This window comes from Mesorhizobium sp. M0243 (assembly GCF_040321775.1).
GTDB lineage: Bacteria > Pseudomonadota > Alphaproteobacteria > Rhizobiales > Rhizobiaceae > Mesorhizobium.
This window is the reverse complement of record NZ_JAMYSF010000009.1, coordinates 16,701-33,199: the sequence shown is the minus strand read 5'-3', so window position 1 is coordinate 33,199 and position 16,499 is coordinate 16,701. Positions and strand designations below refer to the sequence as shown.

The 16,499-nt window shown below is 62.5% G+C and carries 13 protein-coding genes and 1 riboswitch; of the genes, 5 read left to right on the top strand and 8 right to left on the bottom strand.

Features of this window, described 5'->3' with window-relative positions:
* Positions 1 to 144 precede the first annotated feature (144 nt).
* A riboswitch (glycine riboswitch) is annotated at positions 145 to 231 on the bottom strand.
* Positions 232 to 475: 244 nt separating this feature from the next.
* Entirely contained in the window at positions 476 to 1,477 is a 1,002-nt protein-coding gene (locus NKJ11_RS14175) for a hypothetical protein (RefSeq protein ID WP_352759140.1), read from the top strand.
* Positions 1,478 to 1,517: 40 nt separating this feature from the next.
* On the opposite strand, the gene NKJ11_RS14170 is transcribed toward NKJ11_RS14175, so the two are convergent.
* Together NKJ11_RS14170 and NKJ11_RS14165 are read right to left on the bottom strand one after the other, a co-directional pair.
* Positions 1,518 to 2,246, bottom strand: coding sequence for a GntR family transcriptional regulator (locus NKJ11_RS14170; protein WP_352793564.1), 729 nt, complete (start codon positions 2,244 to 2,246; stop codon positions 1,518 to 1,520).
* Positions 2,247 to 2,253: 7 nt separating this feature from the next.
* The gene (locus NKJ11_RS14165; RefSeq protein ID WP_352793562.1) at positions 2,254 to 3,528 is read right to left on the bottom strand and encodes a D-amino acid dehydrogenase; all 1,275 of its coding nucleotides are present in this window, start codon (positions 3,526 to 3,528) and stop codon (positions 2,254 to 2,256) included.
* A gap of 221 nt (positions 3,529 to 3,749) precedes the next feature.
* On the opposite strand from NKJ11_RS14165, the gene NKJ11_RS14160 reads away from it, so the two are divergent.
* The gene (locus tag NKJ11_RS14160; RefSeq protein WP_352793561.1) at positions 3,750 to 4,544 is read left to right on the top strand and encodes a maleate cis-trans isomerase family protein; all 795 of its coding nucleotides are present in this window, start codon (positions 3,750 to 3,752) and stop codon (positions 4,542 to 4,544) included.
* Between the two features lie 40 nt (positions 4,545 to 4,584).
* Here NKJ11_RS14160 and NKJ11_RS14155 read toward each other — a convergent pair whose 3' ends face one another.
* The 5 genes from NKJ11_RS14155 to NKJ11_RS14135 all read right to left on the bottom strand — a co-directional run bounded on the left by NKJ11_RS14155 (position 4,585) and on the right by NKJ11_RS14135 (position 8,732).
* A complete protein-coding gene (locus tag NKJ11_RS14155) occupies positions 4,585 to 5,376 on the bottom strand; it encodes a molybdopterin-binding protein (RefSeq protein WP_352793559.1) in 792 nt (263 codons plus the stop codon).
* Between the two features lies 1 nt (position 5,377).
* A complete protein-coding gene (locus NKJ11_RS14150; protein WP_352793557.1) occupies positions 5,378 to 6,259 on the bottom strand; it encodes a cytochrome b/b6 domain-containing protein in 882 nt (293 codons plus the stop codon).
* Between the two features lie 97 nt (positions 6,260 to 6,356).
* Positions 6,357 to 7,034 carry a DUF1345 domain-containing protein gene (locus NKJ11_RS14145; protein WP_023810520.1) on the bottom strand — a complete coding sequence of 226 codons (678 nt, stop codon included), beginning with the start codon at positions 7,032 to 7,034 and terminating at the stop codon, positions 6,357 to 6,359.
* A 31-nt stretch (positions 7,035 to 7,065) separates the two neighbouring features.
* The gene (locus tag NKJ11_RS14140) at positions 7,066 to 7,536 is read right to left on the bottom strand and encodes a YaiI/YqxD family protein (RefSeq protein ID WP_352610702.1); all 471 of its coding nucleotides are present in this window, start codon (positions 7,534 to 7,536) and stop codon (positions 7,066 to 7,068) included.
* Between the two features lie 68 nt (positions 7,537 to 7,604).
* Positions 7,605 to 8,732 carry an S-(hydroxymethyl)glutathione dehydrogenase/class III alcohol dehydrogenase gene (locus NKJ11_RS14135; protein WP_352793554.1) on the bottom strand — a complete coding sequence of 376 codons (1,128 nt, stop codon included), beginning with the start codon at positions 8,730 to 8,732 and terminating at the stop codon, positions 7,605 to 7,607.
* Positions 8,733 to 8,930: 198 nt separating this feature from the next.
* On the opposite strand from NKJ11_RS14135, the gene NKJ11_RS14130 reads away from it, so the two are divergent.
* The 3 genes from NKJ11_RS14130 (at position 8,931) to NKJ11_RS14120 (ending at position 15,449) form a co-directional block, all read left to right on the top strand.
* A complete protein-coding gene (locus tag NKJ11_RS14130; RefSeq protein ID WP_352793552.1) occupies positions 8,931 to 10,943 on the top strand; it encodes an acetyl-CoA carboxylase biotin carboxylase subunit in 2,013 nt (670 codons plus the stop codon).
* A gap of 107 nt (positions 10,944 to 11,050) precedes the next feature.
* Positions 11,051 to 14,578 (top strand): DNA polymerase III subunit alpha, encoded by a 3,528-nt coding sequence (gene dnaE, locus NKJ11_RS14125; RefSeq protein WP_352793550.1) that lies wholly within the window; start codon positions 11,051 to 11,053, stop codon positions 14,576 to 14,578.
* Between the two features lie 67 nt (positions 14,579 to 14,645).
* Positions 14,646 to 15,449, top strand: coding sequence for a potassium channel family protein (locus tag NKJ11_RS14120; RefSeq protein WP_352440260.1), 804 nt, complete (start codon positions 14,646 to 14,648; stop codon positions 15,447 to 15,449).
* Positions 15,450 to 15,461: 12 nt separating this feature from the next.
* Here NKJ11_RS14120 and NKJ11_RS14115 read toward each other — a convergent pair whose 3' ends face one another.
* Positions 15,462 to 16,343, bottom strand: coding sequence for a DMT family transporter (locus NKJ11_RS14115; RefSeq protein WP_023810527.1), 882 nt, complete (start codon positions 16,341 to 16,343; stop codon positions 15,462 to 15,464).
* Positions 16,344 to 16,499: the final 156 nt, after the last annotated feature.

Here is a 16,499-nt window from a genome sequence, read left to right as displayed (position 1 = left end):
CTCCAGAGTCGCACGCAATCGGCCGCGAATGGCGACCAGTCCGTGCCCCTCTGTCTGAAGCCTGAGAGACTCGCGCAGCCGGAGCTCTGTCAGCGGCGCTTACACCTTCGGCGCGGGGGCAAGCCCCGACTTTCCAGAGTGTCTTTCCCGTCTACGGTTCTTTTGCCTGAGAGATTTCGGGCGATTTCCCCTTCGGCGACAGCTCTCGCTGTTCTCTCCCGCAAACAGGTAGGACTCAGACCCTGAGTCCTCGACGCGCCATCCATAGCTCGCGCGCGACGGCTTGTCACCTGTCAGCGACATCTAAAGCGCGTGCATGCCATTCTTCAAAACCGCGGCACGTTTTTGGGCGACATGCGTTGGCCGACAAGTCTTCGCTAACCACGCCGTTTGCCGGTTTTTCAAGACACTGCTGATATGTTGGCTTGTATGACGCTTGGGGCCGGCGCTTGGCGACGGCGGACGGGGACGACAAATGGGCGAATTGATCATGAGCGCGCCGGTGGCCGGGCTGACCTCGAAAAGCCGCATCGCCGCGGAGGACGTGGCGATGTTGCGCCATGAAGTGTTCGGCGATGGCGTCGTGACGCGCGGCGAGGCCGAGGCGCTGTTTGCGCTCGATGCAACGGCGAAGGACAAATGCGAGGAATGGCCGCCCTTCTTCGTGGAGGCGGTTACCGACTATATCGTCCACCAGGAAAAGCCGTCGGGCTATATCTCGCAGGACAATGCCGACTGGCTGATCCGCACGATCTCGCGCGATGGCATGGTCGACAGCCGGACCGAGCTCGAATTGCTGGTGCATGTGCTGGAACAGGCAAGATCGTCGCCGAGCCAGCTTTGCGTCTATGCGCTGGAGCAGGTGGCGCATGCCGTCATTGACGGCAAGGGGCCGCTGATGCTCGGCGGCGCGCTGGCTCCCGGCCTCATCGCACAGGCGGAGGTCGAGCTGCTGCGCCGGATCCTCCATGCCCATGGCGGCGACGGCAACATCGCCATCACGCGCGCCGAGGCCGAGGTGCTGTTCAAGATCAACGAGTGCACTGCTCAAGGGCACAACGATCCGTCCTGGAACGAGCTGTTCGTCAAGGCGATCGCCAATTTCGTCATGTGCTCGGCCGGCTACGAAGCACCGACGCGCGATGTGGCGCTGCGCCGCGATGCCTTCCTCGAACATGCCGATCCGGAAATCGGCGGCTTCTTCAGCCGCATGATCTCTGGCGGCCTTGCCGGCATCATGGAAGCCTATCGGTCCCCGGGCGACATCGAGGCCGAGTGGGAAGCCAAGAACAGGGCGGCCGAGACCCTGGCCCGCCGCGCCGAGACGATCGATGCCGGCGAAGCCGGCTGGCTGATCGAACATATCGGCGTCGACAGGCCTCTTTACGAGAACGAACGCGCGCTGCTGACGCTGATCAAGCACGCCTCACCGGAAATCCATCCGGCGCTGAGGCCGCTGCTCGACAAGGTTGCCTGAGCGGTAGGGGGTTGCCTCGGTCAAAGCCGGGGTTGCCCGATTAGATCTGGTCGACGTCGATGTATATCCTTGCCAAGCCTTCCCTGACGGTCGACATGGCATCGGCGACGCTGATGGCGATGTGGTCGTGCATGAGCCTTGCGGCCCTGTTGGCATCGCGGGCTACCATGGCCCGGGCGATTTCGCTGTGTTCGGTGTAGGTCGTCGACAATCGCCGGTGCTTCTCCACTTCGATCTTGCGAACGAAATGGATGCGCGTGTTGATGCCTTCGAGCATGCGCGCCAGTTCGGAATTACCTGACAGCCTGGCGATGCGGATGTGAAATTCCTCGTCCCTGGCGGTCAGCTCAGTGCTGGAAAATGAGTCGGCGCGCGCCATGGTGAGCGTCCACCAGTCGACGAGCGCGGCAAGCTCCTCATCTGTCGAGCGCTGGATCGCCAGCCTGACGGAGCGCTCCTCGAGCACCGCCCGCACGTCGGAAAGATTGACGATCTCGTCGACATCGAAGCCCCGGCAAAAGAAGCCGCGATTGGTCTGGAAAGTGATGAGTTCTTCTGTGACCAACCGCTGGAGCGCCTCCCGGATCGGGCTGCGGCTGACATTCAGCCTGGCGGCAAGCGCCACTTCGTTGATGCGCTCGTTCGGCTTGAAGCGATAGTCCATCGCCATGCGACGGATTTCTTCATAGACACGCGGGCCGGTCTTGATCGGCTTGGATGCCAACGCCGCGCTGTTGTCCCGGTTGCTTTGCCTGGCGGGTCGGAGCATGGCGTCGTCAAGCCTTTGCGGCGCTTGGTTCGGTGAACCGCGCCTGTGTGATACCGTCGAGGGCGACCGGCGCGGTCCGGCCGGCGATCAGATCGGCGATGATACGGGCCGATCCATGCGCCATCGTCCACCCGATATGACCGTGGCCGGTGTTCAGCCAGAGATTTTTGATGTTGCGCAGGCCGAGGATCGGCAGGTTGTCGGGCGTCATGGGCCTCAGGCAGGCCCGCATCTCGGCGCGATCATAGGCGATGCCGCGCGGGAACAGGTCCTGCGTGACGCGCTTCATGAAGGCGAAATCCGAAGGCTTGTGGCTGCGATCATAGCCTGCGAATTCCGCGGTGGCGGTCACGCGGATGCGATCGCCCATCGGCGTGATGGCGACGAGGTTGTGCTCATCAATGACAGGGAGTTTTGGAGCCAGCGCCCGATCGACGATGGGAATGGTCAGGGAATATCCCTTGACCGGGTAGATCGGCAGACCAAGGCCGATCTTGCGGGCGAGGACGGGGCTCTCGGCGCCGAGACACAGAACGTAGGTGTCGGCCAGAAACTCTCCCTTGTCGGTGACGACCTTGGTGATCGTTTCCTTTCTGCGTTCGATCCCCACGATCCTGGTCCCTGTCAGGATCTTGCCGCCCCTATTTTCGACGATGGCCGCCAGCGCGCGCGTGAACTTGGCGGCGTCGCCGGTTTCGTCGGTCGGACACAATACGCCGCCGGCAATGTTGTCGCGCGACGAAGCCAGCGCCGGCTCGCGGTCAACGATTTCCTGCGCGTCTACAATGCGGATCTCCTGGCCGTCGGCTTCCAGCAGGCGCATGTTGGCGACGCCCTTGTCGAGCGCCTGATGGCTGCGGTGGAAATAAAGAATGCCGTCCGACGTCCTGTCGTACTGGATCGCCTCTTCCCTGACGACCGCCTGCAGGACCGATTGGGAATGGACCGCAAGCCGATGTTTGAGAAGGGTGTTGCGACGCGCTTTGGCGGCCGTGCATTGCATGAGGAAGCGCAGCGACCAGCTGTAGAGATGCGGGTCGGCGGAGAGTTTGAAACGAAGCGCCTGGTCCTTCAGGAACAGTGACTTCAGCAGGGTTTTTGGCGCGGCCGGCGATGACCAGACGAAGGAATGGCCGGGCGCGATCATGCCGGCATTTGCCCAGCTTGCCCCTTCGGCTACCTGTGATGCCTGCTCGAGAACGGTGACCGTGTGGCCGTCCTTCTGCAACTGATAGGCCGTGGTGATCCCGACAACGCCGCCGCCCAAGATCAATACGCGCATCGCTGTCCCGAATGGTTGTCGTTTCTATTGTCGACAATTCAATAGGAAGACGCTGGTCATTGTCAACGGCACGTGGGTTGACGATCGATTCACCGTTCAGACAGGGCGAAATTCCTGCATTTCTCGGTTGCCAAAATTCGAACGGAGCTCTTGACACGTTTGGCAAAGTTGTCGTTTCTATTGTCGACAATTCTGATTGGCATCAGGAAGGGGACTGTGCCATGGACGCCCCGCTTAGCCGCGCCGACGACACGCTTGTCCTCGACAAGGAACACATTCCCTTCACGACCGACGACGGCATCGGCACCCGCGCCAATCTCGGCCTGCTCGTCCTTCGGACCGACCAGACCATCGAGGATGAATTCCGCTATGCGCTGCCCGCGCGCGCCATCGCGCTGTACGAGGCGCGGCTCTACAGCGATGTCGAGATCACGCCTGAAAACCTGATGAAGATGTCGGCCGTCATCCCGGGAACGGTCGGGCTCTTGCCGGACGTCAAGTTCGAGGTGATCGGCTTTGCCTGCACTTCGGGAGCGCTGGTTATCGGCGAGGACAAGGTCGCCGAACGCGTTCACGAGGTGCTGCCGGGCGTGCAAGTGACCAACCCGGTGACGGCGGCGCGGGCGGCGCTGAAGGCCCTGGGCGTTTCGCGGATCGCGTTGCTCACTCCTTATTTGGCAAAAATCAATCATTCCCTGCGGGCATCGCTGATGGCGCGGGGGATGGATATTCCGGTCATGGGCTCCTTCAACGAGGCGGACGACAATGTCGTTGCACGCATCACGCCGGCATCGGTCAAGCAGGCCATCTTGGAAATCGGTGCGTCGAGCGACTGTGAGGCGGTGTTCGTTTCCTGCACCAGCATGCGCGTTGCCCGCATCATCGAGGAGGTCGAGAAGGAACTGGGGAAACCGGTAACCTCGAGCAATCACGCCCTTGCCTGGCACATGCTGCGGCTCGGCGGCATTGGCGAGCAGATCGCCGGAAAGGGCGAACTGTTTCGCCGCTCGCTATAGGTTGGCCATCTTTGGGGCCGCGGCGTTTGCGGTGTGCGATTCAGATTCCGCCGTACCAGTCATAACCATTGTCTTCCCAATAGCCGCCGCGACCGCCGCCGACAGTGGCGAAGCCGTCGACCAGCTCGATCTTGTAGAGATATTTCGGCATCTTGTAGCCGAGTTGGCGTTCGACGCGAACCCGCAGCGGAGCGCCGTTCTCGACCGGCAGCGGCTTGCCGTTCAGGCCATAGGCGAGGATCGTCTGCGGGTGACGGGCATCGATCAGGTCGATGCTGCCGTAATATTTGATGTCGCCGGAGAGGCTGCGGTCGATCGTGTCGAGGCAATGGAACATGACGTAGCGCGCCTGCGGTTTGACAACCGCCTGGTCCAGCACCAGCGACAGCGGCGTGCCGGTCCATTTGGCGATGCAGCTCCAGCCTTCGACGCAGTCATGGCGCGTGATCTGGGTGCGGCTCGGCATATTCTGGAGTTGCTCGCGGCTGAGCGACAGCGGCTTCTCGACAAGGCCTGAAACCTCCAGTCGCCAGTCGGCGAAGTTGTTGGCGAGCAAGCCCTTGTAGACATCGTCATCGGGAGCCGTCACACCATTCGGCCGCTGCGGCTGGCGGATGTCGGCCTCGGTGAATTCCGGGGCCAGCGCGTCACTTCCGGCAAGCAGCCGCTGTGCGCGATAGGTCAGGCCATTGGCGTTTTCGAGGAAACTTCGCAGGCCGCTGCCGACACCTAGCTGACTGTCGAAGGCGTCGCAGCTCGACAGCATGATGCCGGAGCCGCCAAGGCTGGCACCGGTCAGGAATGTGCGGCGGCTGATCTGGAATTTTGCCATGTCAGGCACTCCTCTCGACGGGTTTGTCGTCCTGTGCGGGAGGATCGGTGCGATACCAGCCGGTGATGATCGAGCGCAGTTCGTTGATCGGGCCGGCGGCCAGGATCATCAGGATATGGACGACGAAGAAGGCGACCAGTAGCACCATGACGGTGAAATGGATGGTGCGTGCCGTCTGCCGGCCACCGAGCAGATCGTTGAGGAACGGCAGCACCGAATTCATGCTCGGCGACATCGCCAGGCCGGTGATGATCATCAGCGGCAACAGCACGAACAGCACGCCGCCATAGGCCATCTTCTGCAGCGTGTTGTATTCGCGCGCGTGGTGGAATTTGAGCTTGGCGTGGTCGACGATGTCTTGCGGCAATCGTTTCAAATCGTCGAGGCGTGGCGCGAGATCGCGCCGCAGATGGCCGTTCACGGTGCTGGCGACAAACCAGACGATCAACGTCGTGGTGAGTATCCAGGCAAAGAAGAAATGGATGACGCGCGCGGTGCCGAGATCATAGTAGGACGGGATGGTCGCCCAGGACGGAAAGGCGCGGGACGTCTCCTGGCCGGCCGGACCCGACCAGCCGAGCACGCCAGTCGTGTCGAAGCGCTTGCCGAAGATTTCCGTGTAGCCGCGCGGACCCGCGTCGGAATTCTCAGCGCCGATGGCGAAGATGATGTTGTTGTATTCGAAGCCCGATTCTTTGCCGATATAGAGCTGCGGACGGGCATTGAATATCTGCAGGCCTGACAGCAGCATGAAGAACAAAGAGATAGCCCATAGCCAATGCGTCAGCCGCGTCCAGCGCGACTGCCGGTAAATCAGCGTTTTGTCGTTCGACGCAGAAGCGCCTCGATCGGCGGCGGATTGGCTTCTGGCAACGGATTCCATCGTGTTTCGTCTCCCGGCCTCGCGGCATGGCCTGCGCGTTCATTGTCCTCCTGATACGTCGCGATCCAAACCGATGTTTCATCCGATCACGGATTTATTACGGACCGCCCAAGCTGACGGCGAGATTGACGGCGGCGGCGACGATGACCGTGTTGAAGAAAAACGACAGGATCGAATGGACAAGCACGACACGACGCATATGCGTTGTCGAGATGTTGGTATCGGCGGTCTGTGCCGTCATGCCGATCACCGTCGAGAAGTACAGGAAGTCCCAGCCCTCCGGCCGTTTGTCGCCCGGAAACAGCAGTCCGCCGACAGGGATTTTCTTCCTGGTCTCGGCATCCACCGCATCGCCGTCCATCCAGTAGACATGGGCATAATGGAGCGCTGCCATGGCATGGATGGTGAACCAGCCGAGCGGGATCGACAGCAGCGCGAAGGTGAGCTCGACGGGATGGCTTCTGTCCTTCTGATTGATCAGCAGGAACAATGAGATAACGGCAACGCCGACGACGACAAGCGTCACAGCGAAGATGACCAGCACAGGCTGGTCCGTGGCACGCGCATTCCTGCTCAGATACCTGCCGGTGAACTTCGGCATCTGGGCGACGACGAGAATGACATAGGCGGCAAAGAACGCGTTGGCGCCGATCGAATAGGCAAGCGGGGCGTGCAGCAGCAACGCCACGAGAAGCGCAAAAACGCCAACGCAGGCCGACACAGCGAACAGCATGTGGCGCTGAATGGGAGACTTCACCGGGGTTTCGGCAGCCATGTCGGCTCCAACCTTGGATGGCGCTCGGTTTCTAGTCTGGTGTGGCGGATTTGAGCGCCCGCCGCAAGATGCGGTCGAGTTCGCCCAGAAACCGCGACCGGTCTTGTGGCGCGAAGCTGGCATTGTAGCCCTTGCTTTCGCCGGTCTCGCGCAGATGCTGCTTCAGGTCACGCATCGCCATCGCCATGCCGATCGTTTCCGGAGTGAAGGGGCGCCCCGTTGGCCCAAGCACATGGGCGCCGAGTGCCACCGCGCGGGCGGCCAACGGAATGTCCGCGGTGATCACAATGTCGTTGGTGCGCGCATTGTCGACGATCCAGTCGTCGGCGGCATCAGCGCCCTTGGAGACCACGACATTGCGGACCATCGGATCGCGCGATGGCCGCAGGCCGCCATTGGAGACGTAGGTGACAACGACGCCATGCCGGTCGGCCACTTTTTCGACCTCGGCCTTGACCGGGCAGGCGTCTGCATCGACGAGAATGGCGGGGAGTTCGCTCATGTTTCTTTTCTCCCCCATTGTAAACCACGGAGGTCTCGGGCCGGTTAGGTGGCGGCCTGTGATCTTCCTCAGTAAACCACGACGCTTCTTATCGATTTGCCCTCATGCATGAGATCGAAACCCTTGTTGATGTCCTCGAGCTTCAGCGTGTGGGTGATCATCGGGTCGATCTGGATCTTGCCGTCCATGTACCAGTCGACGATCTTGGGCACGTCGGTGCGGCCGCGCGCGCCACCGAAGGCGGTGCCCATCCAGGTGCGTCCGGTGACCAGCTGGAACGGCCGTGTCGAAATCTCCTGTCCGGCGCCGGCGACGCCGATGACGACCGACTTGCCCCAGCCGCGATGCGAGGCTTCCAGCGCCTGGCGCATGACCTTGGTGCTGCCGGTGCAGTCGAATGTGTAGTCGGCGCCGCCGATCTGGTCGGCGCCACGCTTGGTCATGTTGACGAGGTGGGGCACGACATCGCCGTCGATCTCCTTCGGATTGACGAAATGCGTCATGCCGAACCGCTCGCCCCACTCCTTCTTGTCGTTGTTCAAATCGACGCCGATGATCATGTCGGCGCCGGCAAGTTTCAGGCCCTGGATGACATTGAGGCCGATGCCGCCGAGGCCGAAGACCACGGCTGTCGCGCCGATCTCGACCTTGGCAGTGTTGATCACAGCGCCGATGCCGGTGGTGACGCCGCAGCCGATGTAGCAGATCTTGTCGAAGGGCGCGTCGGGGTTGACCTTGGCCAGCGCGATCTCGGGCAGCACGGTGAAGTTGGAGAAAGTCGAGCAGCCCATATAGTGAAAGATCTTGTCCTTGCCGATCGAGAAGCGCGATGAACCATCGGGCATCAGGCCTTGGCCCTGGGTGGCGCGGATGGCCGTGCACAGATTGGTCTTTCGCGACAGGCAGGAATGGCACTGGCGACATTCGGGCGTATAGAGCGGGATGACGTGGTCGCCCTTCTTGAGCGAAGTGACGCCCTTGCCGACATCGACGACGACGCCGGCGCCCTCATGGCCGAGGATCGCCGGAAACAGGCCTTCGGGATCGGCGCCCGACAGCGTGAACTCATCGGTGTGGCAGATGCCGGTCGCCTTGATCTCGACCAGCACCTCGCCCTCGCGTGGGCCGTCGAGATCGACCTCCATGATCTCCAGCGGCTTTCCGGCGGCGACAGCGACAGCGGCGCGGGTTTTCATCAGGCGTCCTCCAATGCGGGTTTTTTCCAAGGTTTCAGGTTTTGCCGACACGATCAACTGGCAGCTGGCTCCCCGACTGGGCCACAGCGATGAATTGGAATCGCAAGTCGATTGAAAGGCAGTGAATTGCATGGTCGGCTTGACCCTGCAAGCACAGGCCATAAAAGGAACGGCCGACCCGAGGGGATGACATTTCGCATGTTCACGAAAATCCTGATCGCCAATCGCGGCGAAATTGCCTGCCGCGTCATCAAGACGGCGCGCAAGATGGGTATCGCCACGGTTGCCGTCTATTCCGATGCCGATCGCGATGCCGTGCATGTCGAGATGGCCGACGAGGCGGTGCATATCGGGCCTTCGCCAGCCGCGCTGAGCTATCTCGTCCCGGAAAAGATCATCGCCGCCTGCAAGGAAACGGGAGCCCAGGCCGTGCATCCCGGCTACGGATTCCTGTCCGAGCGGGCGGCTTTCTGTGAAGCGCTGGAAGCGGAAGGCATCATTTTCATCGGCCCGAAGCCCAAGGCGATCAAGGCGATGGGCGATAAGATCGAATCGAAGAAGTTCGCCAACGCCGCCAAGGTTTCCACCGTGCCCGGCTGGCTCGGCGTCATCGAGAATGCCGACCATGCCGAAAAGATCGCCGGCGAGATCGGTTATCCCGTGATGATCAAGGCTTCGGCCGGCGGCGGCGGCAAGGGCATGCGCATCGCCTGGAGCGAGGCCGAAGTGCGCGACGGCTTCGACCGCGCGCGCTCGGAAGCCAAGAGCTCGTTCGGCGACGATCGTCTCTTCATCGAGAAATTCGTCGTCGATCCGCGCCACATCGAAATCCAGGTGCTGGCCGATGCGCATGGCAACGCGCTCTATCTCGGCGAGCGCGAATGCTCGATCCAGCGACGCAATCAGAAGGTCGCCGAAGAGGCTCCATCGCCATTCCTGGACGCCGCGACACGGAAGGCCATGGGCGAGCAGTCGGTGGCGCTGGCCAAGGCCGTCGACTACCAGAGCGCCGGCACGGTCGAATTCATCGTCGACAAGGACAAGAACTTCTATTTCCTTGAAATGAATACACGATTGCAGGTCGAGCATCCGGTGACGGAGCTCGTCACCGGCATCGATCTGGTCGAGCAGATGATCCGCGTCGCCGCCGGCGAAAAGCTTGGCCTGAAGCAAAGCGACATCAAGCTGAACGGCTGGGCGGTGGAGAGCCGGCTCTACGCCGAAGACCCTTACCGCAACTTCCTGCCTTCGATCGGCCGACTGACGCGCTACCGGCCGCCTGAGGAAGGACAATTCGGCGATGTCGTCATCCGCAACGACACCGGCGTCACCGAAGGCTCCGAAATCTCGATGTTCTACGACCCGATGCTCGCCAAGCTGTGCACCTGGGCGCCGACGCGTCTGGAGGCCATCGATGCCATGTCGGAAGCGCTCGACAGCTTCGTCGTCGACGGTATCGAGCACAACATTCCGTTCCTGGCCGCCTTGATGCAGCATCCGCGTTGGCGGGAAGGGCGGATATCGACCGCTTTCATATCGGAGGAATATCCCGACGGCTTCGCGCCGGTCGTACCGAACGACGATGAGAAGGCCGTGCTGGCGTCGATCGCGACCGCGGTGGAACTGCTGCGCCGTGACCGGCTCGACCGGCTGAGCGGGCGGCTGGCGCCGCATTCGGGAGCTCTGAAGCGCGACTGGGTGGTAAAGATCGGCGATGACTATCTGTCGGCGTCGATCATCGAGGGCATGATTTCCATTCCGATGGAAATCGATCTGTCGATCGAGGGCGGCAGGGCGCTGACCGTTGCATCCGACTGGCGGCCGGGCGATCTGATCTGGCGCGGCACGGTCGGCAGGCGCAAGGTCGCGGCTCAGGTCAGGCCGGTTGCCAACGGCTTTCGCATTGCCTGGAAGGGCATGTCGGTGACCGCGCGCGCCATGCTGCCGCGCACCGCCGAGCTGGAAAGGCTGATGCCCGAAAAGGTGGCGCCGGACACGTCGAACCTGCTGCTTTGCCCGATGCCTGGCCTTGTCGTGTCAATTGCCGTTGCCGAAGGCCAGGAGGTCAAGGCCGGCGAGACATTGGCGGTGGTCGAAGCGATGAAGATGGAAAACGTGCTGCGTGCTGAACGCGACCTTGTCGTCTCCAAACTCAACGCCAAGCCAGGCGACAGCTTGGCCGTGGATGCGGTGATCATGGAGTTTGCGTAAGGCTGGCCGGGCAGGCAGCCTGTGATCAGCAGCGGTTTGTGCTGGACTGGCATCGCGCGGTCCCGGACAATACATCTCCATCGACTCAAGGACCTTCACGCAGCGCCATGGCCGACGAAAAACTTCCCCGCGATCCCCTGAAGCGCGAAGCAGCGATTGCTGCGGCGCGGCCGGAGGCCCCGGCGCGGCCCTTCGTCCATCTGCGCGTGCATTCGGCCTATTCCCTGCTGGAAGGCGCCTTGCAGATCGGCAAGGTGGTGGCTCACGCGGTCAAGGACGAAGCCCCGGCCATCGCCGTCACCGACACCAACAATCTGTTCGGCGCACTGGAATTCGCGCAGAAGGCGGTGAAGGACGGCATCCAGCCGATCATCGGCTGTCAGACCGCGCTCGCCTTTTCCGGCGAAAACAGCGATGGCCAGCGCGACCGCAGGCGGCAGGGCCCGGATATGCGGCCGGTCGTCCTGCTCGCCGCGACCGAGGCCGGCTATTCCAATCTGGTCAGGCTGGTCAGTCGCGTCTACCTCGAAACACCGCCGGGCGAAGCCGTGCACCTGACCACCGAAATGATGGACGGCTATTGTGACGGATTGATCTGCCTCAGCGGTGGGCCGCGCGGACCGATCGGCACCGCGCTTAAGGAAGATCGCCGCGACCTGGCCGAAGCCCGGCTTTTGACCCTCAAGGAGATGTTCGGCGACCGGCTCTATGTCGAGTTGGACCGGGTTTCCGGTTATGACCGCGTGATCGAAAAATCCTCGATCGATCTGGCGTATGCCCATGAACTGCCCCTGGTCGCCACCAACGAGGCGTTCTTTTCCTCTCGTGACGACTATGACGCACATGACGCGCTGATCGCCATCGCCGAGGGATCGGTCGTCGCCGCCGACAATCGTCGCCGGCTGTCGCCGGACAATTTCCTGCGCAGCCAGGCCGATATGGCGAGGCTCTTTGCCGATCTGCCGGAGGCGATCGACAACACTGTCGAGATCGCGCTGCGCTGCTCCTATTATCCGAAGAACCGCAATCCGATCCTGCCGCGCTTCACCGGCGGCGATGTCGCCGACAATGACGCCGCCGTGCAGGCGGAAGCCGACGAACTGGCCCGCCAGGCGCATGAGGGGCTCGACGCGCGCCTCGCCATGCATGGCCCAACCGCCGGCTATACGGTCGAGCAATACCGCGAGCGGTTGAACTTCGAGCTTGGCATTATCACCAAGATGAAGTTTCCCGGCTACTTCCTGATCGTTGCCGACTTCATCAAATGGGCCAAGGCGCAAGGCATTCCGGTCGGGCCGGGCCGCGGTTCGGGCGCAGGCTCGCTGGTCGCCTATTCGACGACCATCACCGACATCGATCCGCTGCGCTTCTCGCTGCTGTTCGAGCGCTTCCTCAATCCCGACCGCGTGTCGATGCCCGACTTCGACATCGACTTCTGCCAGGATCGCCGCGAGGAGGTCATCCGCTACGTCCAGCAGAAATACGGCCGCGACCAGGTCGGCCAGATCATCACCTTCGGTACGCTGCAGGCTCGCGCCGTGCTGCGCGACGTCGGCCGCGTCCTGCAGATGCCCTATGGCCAGGTCGACAAGCTGTCCAAGATGGTGCCGCAGAACCCGGCCAATCCGGTCAAGCTCGCCGACGCCATCGCCAACGAGCCGCGCTTTGCCGAAGAGGCCGAGAGGGAGCCGATCGTCCACACGCTGCTCGACATGGCGCAGAAGCTGGAGGGCCTTTACCGCCACGCCTCGACGCACGCCGCCGGCATCGTCATCGGCGACCGGCCGCTGTCGGAATTGGTGCCGATGTACCGAGATCCGCGCTCGGACATGCCGGTCACCCAGTTCAACATGAAATATGTCGAGCAGGCCGGGCTGGTGAAGTTCGACTTCCTCGGGCTTAAGACGCTGACGGTGCTGGAAACGGCTGTGAAGCTGATCCGCCGGCGCGGCATCGAGATCGACCTGGCAACGATCCCGCTCGACGATCCCGAGACCTACGCCATGCTGTCGCGCGGCGAAGTGGTCGGCGTGTTCCAGGTGGAAAGCGCCGGCATGCGCAAGGCGCTGATCGGCATGCGGCCCGACTGCATCGAGGACATCATTGCGCTGGTGGCGCTTTACCGCCCCGGTCCGATGGAGAACATTCCGACCTACAACGCCCGCAAGCATGGCGAAGAGGAGATGGCGTCGATCCATCCCAAGATCGACCATCTGGTGAAGGAGACGCAAGGCGTCATCGTCTACCAGGAACAGGTGATGCAGATCGCGCAGGAGCTGTCCGGCTACTCGCTCGGCGAAGCCGATCTGCTGCGCCGCGCCATGGGCAAGAAGATCCGCGCCGAGATGGACAAGCAGCGCGAGCGCTTCGTCTCCGGCGCTGTCGAGCGTGGCGTCGGCAAGCCGCAAGCCGACTTCATTTTCGACCTGCTGGCCAAGTTCGCCGACTATGGTTTCAACAAATCGCATGCCGCCGCCTACGCGGTGGTTTCATACCAGACCGCCTATCTCAAGGCGCATTATCCGGTCGAGTTCCTGGCGGCGTCGATGACGCTCGACATGGGCAACACCGACAAGCTCGCCGATTTCCGCCAGGACGCGCTACGCCTCGGCATAGAGGTTCTGGCGCCGTCGGTGACATCGAGCTTTCGCCCCTTCGAGGTCGGTGAGAACCGCATCTACTATTCGCTGGCGGCGCTCAAAGGCGTCGGCGACGCGGCGGTCGAACACATCGTTGCCCAACGTGGGGAAAAGCCGTTCAAGAACCTTGCTGATTTCTGCGAGCGGGTCGATCCCAAGATTGTCGGCAAGCGCGTCTTCGAAAGCCTGATCATGGCCGGTGCGCTCGATTGCTTCGGCCACGACCGCGCGTCGATGATGGCGGGCGTGGAGCGCATGATGGGACTGGCGTCGCTGGCGCAGCAGAATGCGGTTTCCGGCCAGCACGACATCTTCGGCGCTTCGCTCGGCGCCCAGTCGCAGGCACTCAATCTGCCGGCGACAGAGCCGTGGCTCGCCGCCGATCGGCTGCACCGTGAATTCCAGGTGGTCGGCTTCTATCTCTCGGCGCACCCGCTCGACGAGTACAAGGCGGCCCTGCAGAAGATGCGGGTTCAGACGTGGGCCGAGTTTTCGGCGGCCGTCAAACGCGGTGCCGCCGCCGGCCGTCTGGCCGGCACGGTGACGTCCAAGCAGGAGCGCAAGACGCGCACCGGCAACAAGATGGGCGTTATCGCCTTTTCTGACACATCCGGCCAGTACGAAGCCGTGCTGTTTTCCGAAGGACTGGCGCAATATCGCGATCTGCTCGAGGCCGGCCGCTCCGTGGTCATCACCGTTGCCGCCGAGGACAGGCCGGAAGGCGTCAATCTGCGCATCAACTCAGTGCAGTCGCTGGAGGACGAGGCAAGCCGTATCCAGAAGGCACTTCGCATCTTCGTGCGCAACGCCTCGCCGATCAACACGCTGGCCGGCCAACTGACCGTCAGGGGCGAAGGCCAGGTCAGCTTCGTGCTGATCAAGGAAGAGGGCGAGGGGGAAATCGAGATCGAGCTGCCGAACCGCTACCGGATTTCGCCGCAGATCGCCTCGGCGATGCGCGCGGTGCCGGGCGTGGTCGAAGTGGAGTTGGTGTGACCCCCGCTCTTTCTCGCGCGCGGCAATCAGCCGGGCGGTCGCTGCCGCGAACGCCAGCGCAGTCAGCATGAAGCCGGCACAGAGGAACGGGTCGCAGACGGTTTCAACCTTGGCGCGGCTGCGTGACAGGCTGCGCAGGCTCTATCATGGGCGCACGCCGGCCGCTTTCCGGTTCCAACTGGTGGCCGTCGTCATCGACCTCGCCATCATCGCTTTCTTCATCGCGACGCCGGTTCTTCAGGACAAGCCGTCATTCCTCTGGCTCGACTATTCGGCGGCCGCGCTTGTCGCCGCGGACCTGGTCGCCCGGCTGCTTGCCTCCAAAAACATGCTGCGGCTGATGAAGCAGCCGACGTCATGGGTCGATGTCTTCATCCTTTTGACGCTGCTGATGCCGACGGCGTTCGCCAATCTCGCCTTCCTGCGCATCCTGCGGCTGTGGTCGCTGTCGCGCAGCGGTTCGCTCTGGCGGCATCTGGAGATGCGCGGCCTGCGGCCGTGGCGCGAGGCCAGCCACGCGGTCATCAACCTCTTGACCTTCCTGTTTGTCATCACCGGCTTCGTCTACACGTTCTTCTTCCGCACTGGCGCCGGCCTGGAGAACTATATCGACGCGCTTTATTTCACCGTCGCCACGGTGACGACGACCGGCTTCGGCGACATCGTGCTGCCGGGCATGGCCGGCAAGCTGACGGCAATCGTCACCATGATCATCGGCATATCGCTGTTCGTCAGGCTGGCTCAGGCGATCTTCCGGCCAGCCAAGGTGTTGTTTCCCTGTCCGCAGTGCGGTTTGCGGCGGCACGAGCCGGACGCCGTGCATTGCAAAGCCTGCGGCCATCTCCTCAACATACCCGACGAAGGGAACTGACGGCCGGCGGGACTACGACGCCGCCACTTCGGCCGGCTTCATTGGCCTGCGCTGAAGATTGAGCAGATTGCCCATCAGGATCAGCAGCGCGCCACCGGCGGTGAAGGCGTCGATCTGCTCGCTATAGAGCAGCCAGCCAATCAGTGCCGATAGCGGCACGCGCAGGAAATCCATCGGCGAGACGATGGTCGCGTCGGCATGACCAAGCGCACGGGCCATGCAGAAATGCGACGACATGCCGGTGAAGGCGATCAGCATGATCCATGGCCACAGCTCCAGTGGCGGGTTGCGCCACGTATAAAGCGCCGGGATGAGACCGACCACCGATTGGATAACCAGCATCCAGAAGATGATGCGCACGACGCTGTCCGTCCGGGTCAGCGACTTGATCGTGACCACCGAGATGCCGAAGCAGGCCGCGGCACCCAGCACGACGAGATGTCCAGGATCGACCGAGCCGACACCGGGGCGCACGATGATCACCACGCCGATCAGCCCCAGCCCGATCGCTGCCAGCTTGGCTCGGTTCAGCCTTTCGCCAAGAAAAATCACCGCCAGGATAGCTGTCCAGATCGGCGTGGTGAATTCGATCGAGATCAGCACGGCCAGCGGGATCAAAGTGAGGGCGTAGAGCCAGGCCGCCTGGCCCGTGTAGTGGATGACGTTGCGGGCGATGTGGGCAATGGGGCGCCGCGTGCGCATGGCTTGAAAGCCGCCACTCGTCATCACCAGCGGCAGAAGGATGAAGAAGCCGATCACAGAGCGCAACTCCAGCACCTGGAAGACGTTGAGCTCCGCTGTCGTGGCTCGGCCGGCGACCGTCATCCCAAGGAAGGAAGCGATCGACAGCGCCATCCAGAACGCGGCCTTGGGGATCGAGGGTGTGGGTGCCATTCGCGCTATGTCGCAGCCCAGGACTTCTGCCGCAATCGCTACGCAAGGCATTCTTCTGGGCCAGTCGCGACTGCTGGATGTTGTGAAACAGTCATGTGGCGGGCGGAACCTGAAACGGCAAGTGGCGTTGAGTCCCGATGGTCAGCCGTGCTGGCG

Coding starts and splice junctions, on each gene's coding strand:
- NKJ11_RS14175 (WP_352759140.1), top strand. CDS start 476: ATGGGCGAATTGATCATGAGCGCGCCGGTGGCCGGGCTGACCTCGAAA.
- NKJ11_RS14170 (WP_352793564.1), bottom strand. CDS start 2,246: ATGCTCCGACCCGCCAGGCAAAGCAACCGGGACAACAGCGCGGCGTTG.
- NKJ11_RS14165 (WP_352793562.1), bottom strand. CDS start 3,528: ATGCGCGTATTGATCTTGGGCGGCGGCGTTGTCGGGATCACCACGGCC.
- NKJ11_RS14160 (WP_352793561.1), top strand. CDS start 3,750: ATGGACGCCCCGCTTAGCCGCGCCGACGACACGCTTGTCCTCGACAAG.
- NKJ11_RS14155 (WP_352793559.1), bottom strand. CDS start 5,376: ATGGCAAAATTCCAGATCAGCCGCCGCACATTCCTGACCGGTGCCAGC.
- NKJ11_RS14150 (WP_352793557.1), bottom strand. CDS start 6,259: ATGGAATCCGTTGCCAGAAGCCAATCCGCCGCCGATCGAGGCGCTTCT.
- NKJ11_RS14145 (WP_023810520.1), bottom strand. CDS start 7,034: ATGGCTGCCGAAACCCCGGTGAAGTCTCCCATTCAGCGCCACATGCTG.
- NKJ11_RS14140 (WP_352610702.1), bottom strand. CDS start 7,536: ATGAGCGAACTCCCCGCCATTCTCGTCGATGCAGACGCCTGCCCGGTC.
- NKJ11_RS14135 (WP_352793554.1), bottom strand. CDS start 8,732: ATGAAAACCCGCGCCGCTGTCGCTGTCGCCGCCGGAAAGCCGCTGGAG.
- NKJ11_RS14130 (WP_352793552.1), top strand. CDS start 8,931: ATGTTCACGAAAATCCTGATCGCCAATCGCGGCGAAATTGCCTGCCGC.
- dnaE (WP_352793550.1), top strand. CDS start 11,051: ATGGCCGACGAAAAACTTCCCCGCGATCCCCTGAAGCGCGAAGCAGCG.
- NKJ11_RS14120 (WP_352440260.1), top strand. CDS start 14,646: ATGAAGCCGGCACAGAGGAACGGGTCGCAGACGGTTTCAACCTTGGCG.
- NKJ11_RS14115 (WP_023810527.1), bottom strand. CDS start 16,343: ATGGCACCCACACCCTCGATCCCCAAGGCCGCGTTCTGGATGGCGCTG.